Annotated in this window: 12 protein-coding genes and 1 pseudogene; all 13 read right to left on the bottom strand. The window is 62.7% G+C overall.

Annotated features, from left to right (window positions below; translation table 11 throughout):
* Window positions 1–57: 57 nt before the first annotated feature.
* The 13 genes and pseudogenes from A3C3_RS0107825 to A3C3_RS0107765 all read right to left on the bottom strand — a co-directional run bounded on the left by A3C3_RS0107825 (window position 58) and on the right by A3C3_RS0107765 (window position 12,473).
* The gene (locus A3C3_RS0107825) at window positions 58–369 is read right to left on the bottom strand and encodes a DUF982 domain-containing protein (protein ID WP_022714052.1); all 312 of its coding nucleotides are present in this window, start codon (window positions 367–369) and stop codon (window positions 58–60) included.
* A 124-nt stretch (window positions 370–493) separates the two neighbouring features.
* Window positions 494–1,069, bottom strand: coding sequence for an alpha-ketoglutarate-dependent dioxygenase AlkB (locus A3C3_RS0107820; protein WP_022714051.1), 576 nt, complete (start codon window positions 1,067–1,069; stop codon window positions 494–496).
* A 21-nt stretch (window positions 1,070–1,090) separates the two neighbouring features.
* Window positions 1,091–1,285, bottom strand: a complete 195-nt coding sequence (locus tag A3C3_RS0107815; protein ID WP_022714050.1) for a hypothetical protein — start codon at window positions 1,283–1,285, stop codon at window positions 1,091–1,093.
* Window positions 1,286–1,338: 53 nt separating this feature from the next.
* Window positions 1,339–1,577: pseudogene (locus tag A3C3_RS46810) on the bottom strand (30S ribosomal protein S21).
* 30 nt (window positions 1,578–1,607) lie between these two features.
* Window positions 1,608–1,802, bottom strand: coding sequence for a hypothetical protein (locus A3C3_RS45975; RefSeq protein WP_167521906.1), 195 nt, complete (start codon window positions 1,800–1,802; stop codon window positions 1,608–1,610).
* A 373-nt stretch (window positions 1,803–2,175) separates the two neighbouring features.
* The gene (locus A3C3_RS0107800; protein ID WP_145611758.1) at window positions 2,176–3,795 is read right to left on the bottom strand and encodes a GMC family oxidoreductase; all 1,620 of its coding nucleotides are present in this window, start codon (window positions 3,793–3,795) and stop codon (window positions 2,176–2,178) included.
* Window positions 3,796–3,797: 2 nt separating this feature from the next.
* The gene (locus A3C3_RS0107795) at window positions 3,798–5,327 is read right to left on the bottom strand and encodes an FGGY-family carbohydrate kinase (protein ID WP_022714046.1); all 1,530 of its coding nucleotides are present in this window, start codon (window positions 5,325–5,327) and stop codon (window positions 3,798–3,800) included.
* Between the two features lie 30 nt (window positions 5,328–5,357).
* On the bottom strand, window positions 5,358–6,200 hold the full coding sequence (locus tag A3C3_RS0107790) for a class I fructose-bisphosphate aldolase (protein ID WP_022714045.1): 843 nt from the start codon (window positions 6,198–6,200) through the stop codon (window positions 5,358–5,360).
* Window positions 6,173–7,921 carry a glycerol-3-phosphate dehydrogenase/oxidase gene (locus A3C3_RS0107785; RefSeq protein ID WP_028739477.1) on the bottom strand — a complete coding sequence of 583 codons (1,749 nt, stop codon included), beginning with the start codon at window positions 7,919–7,921 and terminating at the stop codon, window positions 6,173–6,175. Before A3C3_RS0107785 ends, A3C3_RS0107790 begins: the two co-directional genes overlap by 28 nt.
* A 12-nt stretch (window positions 7,922–7,933) precedes the next feature.
* Window positions 7,934–8,929: an aldo/keto reductase gene (locus A3C3_RS0107780; RefSeq protein ID WP_022714043.1), complete on the bottom strand. Its 996-nt coding sequence runs from the start codon at window positions 8,927–8,929 to the stop codon at window positions 7,934–7,936.
* Window positions 8,926–9,933, bottom strand: a complete 1,008-nt coding sequence (locus tag A3C3_RS0107775) for a sugar-binding transcriptional regulator (protein ID WP_022714042.1) — start codon at window positions 9,931–9,933, stop codon at window positions 8,926–8,928. Before A3C3_RS0107775 ends, A3C3_RS0107780 begins: the two co-directional genes overlap by 4 nt.
* Window position 9,934: 1 nt before the next feature.
* Window positions 9,935–10,924, bottom strand: coding sequence for an ABC transporter permease (locus A3C3_RS0107770; RefSeq protein WP_028739476.1), 990 nt, complete (start codon window positions 10,922–10,924; stop codon window positions 9,935–9,937).
* Window positions 10,925–10,946: 22 nt separating this feature from the next.
* Complete coding sequence (locus A3C3_RS0107765) at window positions 10,947–12,473, bottom strand: sugar ABC transporter ATP-binding protein (RefSeq protein ID WP_022714040.1); 1,527 nt, start codon at window positions 12,471–12,473, stop codon at window positions 10,947–10,949.
* Between the last annotated feature and the right edge of the window lie 52 nt (window positions 12,474–12,525).

Here is a 12,525-nt window from a genome sequence, read left to right as displayed (position 1 = left end):
AAACAGGAAGCTTGTACCAGGCCTCGCCTCTTCGGAGACGAGGCCATCGCTGATGCCCTAGATAATGGCTACACGTGCTGGCCGGCCCGGATGGACGGACGGCCTTCTCTTCCACGGGACCATGACGGCAGGCATGCCGGCTTCAAGACAAGCCGCCAGGAATGCCTCGCGCGCGATCACCGCGGGAATGGTTCCGTTGAGGGCACCCCGGCACGTCTTCACCGCGCGCTCGTGGCGCTCTCCGTGGCGCAGTGGCCATTCGTTTTCGAGAAAATCCAACGCGTCGTAAGCGCCTGTGAAGATCCGCTCCAAACCGCATTGCAGCCGAATCCTTACCGGCCGGGTCCATGGAACATCGTTCAGCGGCATCTTTTCCTCCTTTCATGCCACCAATGATCCTGACGAAATGATATTGGGAGTTGTCTCCGACTGTTCAAGACCGTAAGGCCAACCAGATCATCGCGCCGCTGTTCAGGGAACCTGCACGGTTCCGTCAGCCGATCTCCCGGAAGGTAATGGAATAGCGAAGCTGCTCGACGGGCGGGATCGAGTGCTCCCATTCGCTCCGGGCGGGACCCGACAGCAGGTAGACGGAGCCCGGCTCGGCAATCACCGAGACACGCTCCCAGTTCGGGCCGGCGCGGCGCCTCAGCCTGAAAGTACATGGCGACAGCAATGAGACACCGACAACCCTGCCGAACACCCTTTTGTCTTTATGCCAGCCGATCGGCGCGCCCGGCGCATATTCGGTAATCAGCGCCTGTTGCAAGCCATCGGGTTCGATATCGGCGAAAGCTGCCGCAAGGGAGCGCACGGGCAAAAGGAACGGCGGAACGTCGTCAATGCGTCTCACCCGCTCGCTATCGAAGTCATACTTCCAGCCATAGGAGATGACCTTTCGCTTGCCCTCAAAGCCATGAAAGTCGAAGGGTTTCAGCGGCAATTGTCTTATCTCTCGAAGCAGATCCGACTGGACCGCCTCGGGAACGACGGCGGGTTGATAGCGGAAGCCCTGGGGCAATCGCGCCTCCGCTTCAGCAAACAGGTCTCCTTGCGGCGAAATGCTCATGGTCAGTTCCTCGCCGGCGTGTCAGTGGACACTCGGCGTTTTGACGACTGCTGCGAAATCCTCTGCCACCAGTTCGCTGATCGCAATCAGGACTTCCTCGGCCGAGAAGCCAGAAGCGATCGTAGTGCGGATCAGATCCTGCAGATCAGGCTCGACGACATCGCGGCAATCGTCGAGCCGCTCGTCCGAGATCGTTATGCTGTGCAATTCTTCCATCGTTCGACCTTTCAGGGTGTCGGCTGCCGGCTTAATGTGCCGGCGGGCCAGAATCATTTACGGGCAGACGCTCGGCGCATGGCGATAGGGAAAAGGCCCTCGCGCGCTGCATCTTCTTGCGGACTGCCTTTCGCCATCTGGCAATCACCTAGGCTCGTTCGCGAACCCGACGTTCCGAGGGCTTCTCGCAGGCGCGGCGTTCCTTCACTCACGGAACGGGCTTCGCGTTGCATCTCATTTTCAACTCGTGGATGGCCTGTTTGACATCGTTGTCTCTGACGATGACCTGCAACTGCTTCTCCCTTATCATTGTGGTTAATGTTCAGCCGAGTTGCTTGGCAATGATCGCCTTCAGTTCCCTGCGCGTTAGAAGGCAGGGGTAAGGCTTCCAGTTGTTGTCCGGCCGAGCGACGACCCACCGCGCTCGCGCGGCTTCGTGGCCGCAGGCGCGGCAGCAGTGCTTGTTGTGTTCAATCGAGTACCTTAGGCCCTTCGACACGCGGATTGTCGACGTCATCAGGACGCCAGCCGTGCGGTGTGGGATTATGTGGATGATTGCCAACAGATAAGAGGTGCCCGTCGGCATTACAAGTCGGTGCACAGCCGCGGACACCGTTGGGTGAATGGAGGCTCAACCTTGCACGGGAGTGTCGTTGACCACGATAGCTCGCAATGGCAGAGAAGCGGTTTAACGGCAGCCACGCTCCGAGGAAGAAACGTTTCGCTGTCTGACTCCCAAAGGGCGGGTGAGCGTCCATGCCGCCGCGAAAGCTTATATTCGGGGCAAACGAACAATACAAACGACCTTAAAAGGATCGGAACTGGAGCCTTGCTCACTGCGTTTGAACGTGAACGCCTTCGCCGGCTTTAAGCACATTTTCGATTAATGCTCACAACTGCTTCAGAATGATTTCCGAAGCCTTCTCCGCGATCATAATCACCGGTGAGTTCGTGTTGCCAGAGACAATCGTCGGCATGATAGAGGCGTCGACGATACGCAATCTATCGATCCCGTGCACGTTCAGCATCGGATTCACCACCGCCAAAGTGTCATTCCCCATCTTGCACGTGCCGACGGGGTGAAAAATGGTCGTCGCGATGTCGCCCGCCCTGCGGATCAAATCCTCGTCGCTGTCGTGCTCCCGACCGGGAAGAATTTCCTGCGGCCGGAAGCGCGCGAGCACTTTCGTTTTCATAAGGCTGCGAGCGTGGCGGATGGACCGTGCCGCCAAAATCCGGTCGCCGGCGGTGGAGAGATAATTCGGGCGGATTTCTGGCGGCAGCGCCGCGTCGCGCGTCGTCAAATGCACCGTGCCGCGGCTTTCGGGCCGGAGATTGCAGACGGACACCGTTACAGCCGGATAGCGATGGAGCAGTTCGCCAAGACGATCGGTGCTGAGCGGTTGGACATGGTACTCGAGATCGGCCGTCGCGACGGCAGGATCACTCTTGGCAAAGATACCGAGCTGGCTTGGCGCCATAGAGAGCGGGCCGGACCGGCTGATGGCATATTGCAAACCCATGCCGGCGCGGCTGAAGAGACTGTGATAGAGCTGGTTCAATGTGCGCGCGCCTTCAATCTTGAAGACCGTGCGGATCTGGAGGTGGTCCTGAAGGTTTTCTCCCACACCCGGAAGGTCGTGGTGGACGGGAATTCCGTTGGCCGAGAGCACCTCCGGCCGGCCGACGCCCGACAACTCCAGGATCTTCGGAGAGTTGATCGCGCCAGCCGACAGCACGACTTGTCGGGATGCGCGAGCAACGCAGAGGCGGCCGCGGTGCTGGAAGCGCACGCCGGTGACCGTCTTTCCGTTGAATTCAAGCCGCTCAGTTTCGGCGCCTGTGAGCAGGCGCAGATTCGTGCGTTTCATCGCCGGCCGCAGGAAGGCTTTTGTTGTATTCCAGCGCACGCCGCCGCGCTGGTTGACTTCGAAATAACCCGAACCCTCGTTGTCACCGTCGTTGAAGTCGCCGGTCTTCGGGATGCCGAGTTCTTCCGCCGCGTCGCGAAAGGCGTCGAGGATCGGCCAGGAGAGGCGCTGGCGCTCGACGCGCCATTCGCCGCCGGCGCCGTGCGTGGCGGACTTGCCACGATAGTTATCTTCTGACTTCAAGAAGTAGGGCAGGACGTCGTCCCAGCCCCAGCCCACATTGCCGGCCTGCCGCCAGCCGTCGTAGTCGGCGGCTTGCCCGCGCATATAGATCATGCCGTTGATCGACGAGCAGCCCCCAAGCAGCTTGCCGCGCGGATAGTTCAGCGCGCGGCCGTTAAGGCCAGCTTCCGCGGCCGTCTTCATCATCCAGTCGGTGCGCGGGTTGCCCATGCAATAGAGATAGCCGATCGGCACATGGACCCAATGGTAGCGATCCGAGCCGCCGGCTTCGAGCAGCAGGACCCGGTTCTTCGGATCGGCCGACAGACGGTTTGCCAGGACGCATCCGGCCGAGCCGGCACCAACGACGATGAAATCGTAGCTGCCTTCGTCCACCGGCATTTCAGTGCCATGCATGGTCATGCCCCAGCTCCCGCCACCTGGTCTTTGGTTGCCGAAAGCCGCCGCCAGAGGGGGGTCATGGCTTCTGCAATATCCTTGTACAGTGCATAGCGCCTGTTGTAGTGCGCCGTCAGCGCATCGTTCGGCTTGTAGTGCCGTTCGACCCGCACCATGGCATTCGCCCCTTCCGTGAAATCTGCAAAGAGGCCGACGCCCGTTCCCGCCGCAATCGCCGCGCCCAGCGCGCCCGTTTCCCGCGAGACAGCGACGGAAACCGGCGTACCCAGCACGTCGGCGAATATCTGCGGCCAGAGGCGGCTGCGCGATCCGCCGCCCGACAGCACGGCCTCGTCGAAGATGGCGCCCGCCTTGCGGATCGTCTCGATGTGCTGACGATGCCCGAAGGCGACACCTTCCAGTAGCGCGCGAACCAGGTGCCCCTTGCTATGCCAGCCCGCAACTCCATAAAAGCCCGCGCGCGCATGGCCGTCCTGCTGGGCGCCGTAGAGGTAGGGGTGGTAGAGTGGATCGTCGGACGTCGGCTCGATCGCAGCCGCCAAAGCGCAGCAGCCGTCGAAGGGCGATACGCCATCCTGATGTTCCCCCTCGAAGAACTCCCTTACCAGCCATTCGAGATTGGCTGCCGAGGTCGCGCTGTTTTCCATCGCCATGTAACGGCTGCGGTCAAAGGTCGCGGACATGAAGACCGGCCCGTCGAGGGCGGGGCGATCGATGATCACCTGGTTGATGCTCCAGGTGCCTGCGATGATCGAGGCGCTGCCGGTGCGCGAGACGCCCGAGCCGAGTGCTGAGGCGACGACGTCGAACAGCCCGCCGATGACTGACGTGCCGGCTGCAAGCCCGGTTTGCGCTGCGACCTCTTCAGTCACGGTGCCAGCGATGTCGGCGCTTTCGATGAGCGGCGGCAGCAGGTCCATGCAATCAGCCAGCCCATAGGCAGCCATCAGCGTCCGGTCGTACCGGCGGGCGGCGAGATTGAGCAGGCCGGCGCCGGACATGTCCGAGACCTCGCTGACGCGACGGCCGGTCAGACGGTTGACGAGGAAATCCTTGGAGAAGAACACCGTGCCGATGCGCTCGAAGAGCTCGGGCCTGTGACGCTTCAGCCAGGCAAGAAGCGTTGGCGTCTGCGAGGGCCAGGGGCGCTGGCGGCCGATCGGATAGGTCCGGTCGCCAACGCCTTCCGCCGCCCATTCGTCGACGAGACCTATCGCCCGCGTGTCGAGCGACTGGATGGCGAGGAGCGGTTCGCCGTCCCGGTCGAGCGCATAAAGCCCGTTGCCATGGCCGGCACAGCCGATTGCGGCGATATCGGTCGCCGCGATGCCCGCCTTGTCCAGACAGGTGCGGATGACACGCTTGGCATGGGCCCACAGCTCGCCGAGATCGCGCTCGACATGGCCGGGGTATGGCATACGGCTGTGGCCCTCCTCCCCCGCATGCGCCAGTTCCTGGCCCGTCCGATCGAAGATCACCGCCTTGATGACGGTGTTGCCGGCGTCGATCCCTAAAAGATAGTCTCCCATTCGCAACCCCTCCCAGGTTCGGTTATGCCTTCATACCTGCTGATAAAGCGCGAAGGCGTCCTCGCTGCCCGCATCCTCGTGCACGATCGCCATGAGCCCGCGCACGACGGCGCTCGGATTGGCATGTTGGTAAATGTTGCGCCCATAGACCATGCCCACCGCGCCTTGCCGCATCAAGGCCGCGGACTTGGCGAACACGGCGCGCAGGTCTTCCTTGCCGCCGCCGCGCACCAGAACCGGGCAGCGCGCAGCCTCGACCACGCGGTGAAAATCTTCCGTATTCGTCGTCGGGTCCGCCTTGACTATGTCCGCGCCCATCTCGCGGGCAAGCCGCGTCAGCGTGACGATCTTGTCGGCATCGCCATCGACCATGTAGCCGCCGCGTTCAGTGACCGGCTGCATGACGAGCGGCTCGATCATCAGCGGCACGCCGTACTTTTCGCAGTCTGCCCGCACGCGAGAAATGTTCTGCACGCACTGGCGGAAGAGATCCGGCTCGTCCGGCAGCATGAAGAGGTTGACCACCACGCAGGCGGCATCCATCTGCAACGCGCCGATCAGCGGCTCCGCCTCGTTCTGCAACACCGCCCACATGTCGCGATGGCGGATCCGGTTATAGGGGTTGCCCATGTCGATGCGCATGACGAGCGCCGGCTTCTCCTTGCCGGAAATGTCCTGCAGCAGGTCGGCTTGGCCGTAGTTCATCTGGATCGCATCCGGCTTCGCATCGACCAGCGCGTTCACGATGGCCGGCATGTTCTCCAGTCCATCGAGGAAGGACGGTTCGTTGCACACGCCGTGATCGATCGCCACGTCCAGGCAACGGCCGTTGCCGAACAGCCGGTTCATCCGGATCTTGCGGTTGTCTCGCATGGTTCACTCCTTTGTTTGTTCCTTGCGGAAAGGGTTGCCTCCGCGACGCCGTGGCGGTCGCGCATGAGGGTGAGAAAACGGGTGCGCTCTTCGTCCTTGCGCTGCACTGGCCAGCCTTTCTCGTCGGCGAGGAGGTCAAGCGCGATCTCGGCCATGTCCAGGGAAAGCTCGCCGGTGATGGCAAGTGTCGTGCGCCGGAGGAGCAGATCGTCCAGATGCTCGACCGCCTCCGTGCGGATGAGATGCAGGAGCTCCCGGGCGCTGTAGCCGGCATGAGGCAAGAGGTTGTCCGGCCCCGCGGCGGTAAAGCGGGCAACGGCCTTCGCATCTGTACCATAGCGCTCGAAAAGCGTTGCGGCGCGATCGAGGGAAAGACCTGTCGATTCCGACAGGTCCCGAATCCAGTCGCTACGGTCTATCGGAAATGCCCGTCCGCCGCCGAAAGTGCGGTCCGCCGTGTCGAAGCGGCGGCTCCGGTCAAGCCGTTCCAACGCCATATCGGCGGCGAGTTCGCCGAAGGAGCGAAAGGTCGTCCACTTGCCGCCGATCATGCAGAGCACTGGTGGCCCGCCGTCGCGGCCTTCGAGAACGGTGCAATAATGGTCACGCGGGATGCGGCCGGTGAAGCTGTCATTGCTTGCCGGCAGCGGGCGCACGCCTGCGAACTGGAAGACGATCTCTTCCGGGCGGATGCGGACACCCGGCAACACGAAGGCGAGCGATTGCAGGATATAGTCTCGCTCCTCGGCCTCGCAGCGCACCTTTGCGGGGTCGTCCACGCGGATATCCGTCGAGCCGACGAGCACCTTGCCGAGATAAGGAAAGAGGATGCAGATGCGCCCGTCCTCGTTCTCGTAATAGATCATGTGGCCATCGAGCATGTCGCGAAGCCCCGCATGGTCGATGATGAGGTGCGAGCCCTTCGTGCCGCCGATCAGCGGCGCGGGACGAGCTGCCTCAGGAAAGAGCGCGCCATTGGCGATGTCAATCCAGCCGCCGGTCGCGTTGACGACCAGTGACGGCTTGATTGCCAAGGTTTCGCCCGAAATCCCGTCGTGCAGCAGAAATTCCCCGGCCGGTGCATGCTCGATCGTCGCATAGTTCAAGGCGCCGGCGCTCGGGCCGGCCAAGAGCCCATCAAGCAGGAGCTCAATGCCGATGCGCTCTGGGTGACTCACCCAGGCATCATAATAGGTGGCGGAGTTGCGGATCGCCGGATTGAGCGCCGGCCATTTCGAAAGCGTGCTTTTGCGACCGCGAAACTGATGGCGCGGCATCAGGGCGCGCTTGCGCGTCAGGAAGTCGTAAATGCTCAGTCCAGCCTTGATGGCGACGGTGCCGCGGCGGCTCGGCCGACGGGTGAGGCCCAGAAAGCGCACGATGCCGTTTGCCAGCCCGGAAAAGATATCGAAGATCGGCACCATGGTCGGCAGCGGGGCGACATAGTGAGGGGCATTGCGCAGCAACCGGTCACGCTCGACGAGCGATTCCTGCACGAGGTTGAACTCACCGTTTTCCAGGTAGCGCAGTCCGCCATGCACCATGCGCGAGAGCCCGGCGCTTGCCCCGGAGCAATAGTCGCCCTTTTCCACGATGAGCACGTTGACGCCCTGCAGCGCCAGCTCGCGGAACACGCTGAGACCGTTGATACCGCCGCCAAGGACGCACACGTCCACCTTCGGGCTTCGGCGAAGCCCGTCCAATGTCTGTTCGCGGTTCATCATGACAATCCGTTATCCGTCCATGTTGGCCAGCTTCGCCGATAGGGCGGCGTCGATGGCCGCGAGATCTTCCGGAGGCAGCCGAAGCGTGCCGGCCCGGGCATTGTCGAGCGCTTGTGCCGGGTTGCGCGCGCCGCAAAGGGCAAAAGTCACACCTGGCTGCGCCAGTGTCCAGGCGATCACCGTCTGGGCGATGCTCGCATCGTGACGGTACGCGACGGGCCGGATCGCGTCGGAGAAATCGCGGGCCTTCTGCCGGTTGGCGACGGAAAAGCGCGCATTGTCCTTGCGCTGATCGTCGCCGGAGAAGATCCGGTCCGGCCCCATGCTGCCCGAAAGTAGCCCGAGCGCCAACGAGGAATAGCTGAGCGTCGATACGCCGTTAGCAACGCTGAGAGGCAAAAGATCCGCCTCGATCTCTCGATCGATCATGCTGTACCGCTCCTGGATCGCGTCAAGCGAGCCAGTGGCTATGTACTGCTCAAGCGCGGACCGTTTGACATTGCTGGCGCCGATGGCGCGGATCTTGCCGGCCCGCTGCAGTTCCTCCAGCGCCGCGACGGTCTCCTCGACCGGCGTCGTCACGTCCTGCCAATGGGTGATGTAGAGGTCGATATAATCCGTGCCGAGCCGGCGCAGGCTGTCCTCCACTTCATGGACAATCGAATCCCCGCCGAGATAGCGGTGAACCGGCTTGCCGTCCTGGTCGAAGAAGTGATTACCCTTCTGCGTGTGCCAGACGAGGCCACATTTCGTGGCGATCACTGCCTTGTCACGCCGGCCGGCAAGCGCCTTGCCGACAATTTCCTCCGAGCGGCCGAGCCCGTAGGCGGGCGCCGTATCGATGAGGGTTACGCCGGCTTCGAGCGAGGCCTGAATGGCGGCGATGGATTGCGCCTCGTCGGTTCCCCCCCACATCCAACCGCCGATCGCCCAGGTGCCGAGCCCAACGGCCGACGCCTTGACGCCGGAGCGCCCGATCTCGCGGATCAGTTGTTCGCCGCTCATGCCGAAACCCCTTCCTTGGATGCAATTTCAAGAATGCGTGCCCCGGTCGCCTCGTCGGTGACGAGCGTGTCGAGATGGTTGCCGCGCAGGACGCTGAGGATCGGGCCTGCCTTGTTCGGGCCGCTGGCGACGCCGATCTTCATCGGGATCGAGGCGAATTCCGCCAGGGTAAGCGACACCAGCGAACGATTGAGGCTGTAATCGCAGACCCGGCCCTGGTCATCGAGCAGGTGGGCAAGCAATTCGCAGCTTGCGCCTGAGCGCTCGATCGCCGCCCGATCAGTACTAGAGGAGGGATGCAGGTCGTAATAGCTGGAGTCGTCCGTTAGGATCGAGCCGATACCGACCACCGCCACCTTCGCCTCGCGCGCACGTTTGAAGACGTCGGCGACAGACCGCATGTTGATCAGCATCGCCCGCTGCTCGGCATCGTCGGCGAAGAGCGGCGCGTGGATCTGGTAGGAACGCCCCCCGAGCCGGTCGGCCATCAGGGTCGAAACATGGTTGACGTCGGTGTAGTGCTTGCCCTGGACGCAGCCAGTTGCCGGAATGACCTCGACATCAAAGCGGCGCGGCGGCTGCAGGCCGGCGACGACGGCGCTCACCCCTTTGCCGCCAGTGATGCAGATTGTGTCGCCGTCGCCGAGCTCCTCCATCAACAGGCGCGCCGCCGCCTCCCCGACCGCCTGGAGCGCGGTCTGCGGATTGTCGGAGACGGTCGGGACCACGATCGCGCGGCTGATGCCGCCGAGTGCCAGAAGCCGCTCCTCCATGTCGACCAGGGGCTCGACCGGAGACTTGATCTTGATCTCGACGAGGCCGAGCTGACGGCCGCGTTTGATGAGGCGGTTGACAGTGGCTTGCGAGATGCCGAGCTGGCCGGCGATCTGTGCCTGTGTCAGGCCCTCCATAAAATGAAGGACGAGCGCCTGATGCATCTGGCGGGCGATGACAATCTCCTCGCGCGGTACTGTCGTCTTGGGTTTCAATTTCGCAATTGGCATGTCAGGCGGCTTTCTGCTTGTGCAGGAAATGGTCGATGGAAACGGCAGCGAGCAGAATGCACCCCTTGATCATGTCCTGCCAATAGACTGAAACATCGAGCAGGATCAGAGAGCTGGTGACGACAGAGAGAAGCGCGATCCCGAGGATGGCGCCGAGTATCGTGCCGGAGCCGCCGTTGAGAGAGGCGCCGCCGATCACCGCCGCAGCGATGATGTTAAGTTCCATGCCAACGCCGAAGGTTGGAGTCGCCGCGCCGAAACGGGACATGTAGATGACGCCTGCGACACCGGCGAGCGTGGAGCAGAGCACCGTCACCCAGAATTTCACCTGATTGGTCTTGATGCCGGAGTAGAGCGCGGCCTTCTCGTTGCTGCCCGTATAGAAGACTTTGCGGAAGGCGGTGGCCCGGCGCAGCAGGAAATCGAACAGGATGACGACGGCGACGAAGATCAAGATGACGTAGGGTAGGCCGTAAAACGTACCCTGCCCCACCGCCTTGAAGCCCGCCGGCAGCGTGAAGAGCGAGAGCGGTGTCCCCTTTGTGATAATGAGGCAAAGGCCGCGCACGATCACCATTGCCGCAAGCGAGGTGATGAAGTGATTGAGCCCCACGACCGTCACAAAGAACCCCATTATGCCACCGATCGAGCTGCTCGCGAGGATGCCGATGAGCGAGGCCGTCCACGGGTCGAGCCCGGCGAGGAAGAGCGAGCCCGAGAGCACCATCGCGAAGCAGACCACGGAGCCGACCGCGAGGTCGATGCCGCCGACGATGAGCAGGATCGTCATGCCCACGACAACGATGCCTTCAACGGAAAAGCTCATCAGCATGGCGCGGAAATTGCCAAGCGTCAGGAAGTGCGGCGAGGCAAAGCTCATGATCACGCAGAGCGCGAGGATGATCGCGATCAGCCCCGCCTCGCGCATTGTGCCGATGCGTTTGAAGGACGCTGTCTTCGGCGCGCCCGTCGCCAACGTGTCGATCGCCATTCCAGTCTCTCCCACTTTGTTCTCACGCGGCATGGCTCGCCGCCTTTGCCGTGCCCACCCCCGAAGCGAGACGAATCACGGCCTCCTCCGTCATCTCATCGACGCCGAGCTCGCCGGCGATGCGCCCCTCCCGGACGACAAGCACGCGGTCACATAGCCCGAGGAGCTCCGGCATTTCCGATGAGATAACGATGATGCCGATGCCCGACCGCGCAAGCTCGCGTAGCAGGCGGTGAATTTCGGTTTTCGCGCCGACATCGATGCCGCGCGTTGGTTCGTCCATCAGGATGACCTTTGGCTTCGCCGCAAGCTGCTTGGCGAGCGCAACCTTCTGCTGGTTGCCGCCGGAGAGCGATTTGACCGGCGCCTCAATGCCGCCCATGCGCACCGCAAGCCGGCGCGCGAAATTCTCTGCCATTGCGGCTTCCGCGCGACGGTTGAGCAGACCGATCGGATTGGTCAGCGACTTAAGGTCCAGTACGGAGATGTTCTGTGCGATGGACATTTCTAAAAATACGCCCGACCCCTTGCGGTCCTCGGAGAGATAGACGATGCCGGCCTTCACGGCATCGGAATAGGCGCGGATCGACTGCGCCTTGCCATGCAGGCGCACCGTGCCCGCCGAGCGCGTTTTGAGCCCGCAGATGCCTTCGGCGATTTCCGTGCGGCCGGAGCCGATGAGGCCGCCGATCCCGAGGATCTCGCCCTTGCGCAGGTCGAAACTCACATCATGGAACCGCTCGCCGTCACCGATATTGTCGGCCTCGAGGATCGCCTCCCCGAACGCGTCGTCCGCACCGAGCTTGTCCGGATAGAGCTGCGTGATCTCGCGCCCCACCATGCGGCGCACCACGTCGTCTGGCGTGATATCGGCGATGTGGTCGGTACACAGGTAGCGGCCGTCGCGGAACACGGTAACCCGGTCGCACAGGGAAAAAATCTCCGCCATTCGATGGCTGATATAGATGATCGAAATGCCGTTCGCCTTGAGGTCGCGGATGATTGCAAAAAGCTGGCGGGTCTCGGTTTCGGTCAGCGCCGCGGTAGGCTCGTCCAGGATCAGTACGCGGCAGTCGAGCGTCAGAGCCTTGGCGATCTCGACGAGTTGCTGGCTGGAAATCGGCAGGTCCGCGACCTTGCGGCGGACGTCGATCGCGGCGAGACGGTCCATGACGGCCTGTGCATCGCGCTCCAGCGCGCGATAGTTCATGAAGGGGGCACGGCGGCGGTTGGTCGCCGCCATGAACATGTTTTCGGCCACGGTCGCATCCGGGCAGAGGGCGATTTCCTGATGCACGAGACCGATGCCGAGCGATTGGGCCGCGGCAGGGGAGGATATGCGCACGAGCTTGCCATCTACGCGAATTTCGCCTTCGCTCGGCTGCAGCACGCCGGCGATAATGTTCATCAGCGTCGATTTGCCGGCGCCGTTCTCGCCGCAGAGCGCATGGACTTCGCCTCGCTCCAGCGTGAAATCGACGTCGGTCAACGCCTTCACCGCCCCGAAATGCTTGGTCACGCCATGAATGCTGAGCACCGGCTCTGCCATCGTTTTCCTCCCTCTCCATCACGACCATCCGCACCCTTGAGTGCGGATGGCG

The organism is Rhizobium mongolense USDA 1844 (genome assembly GCF_000419765.1).
Taxonomy (GTDB): Bacteria; Pseudomonadota; Alphaproteobacteria; order Rhizobiales; family Rhizobiaceae; genus Rhizobium; species Rhizobium mongolense.
The sequence above is the reverse complement of the archived record's forward strand: the minus strand, read 5'-3'. Positions and strand labels throughout refer to the sequence as shown.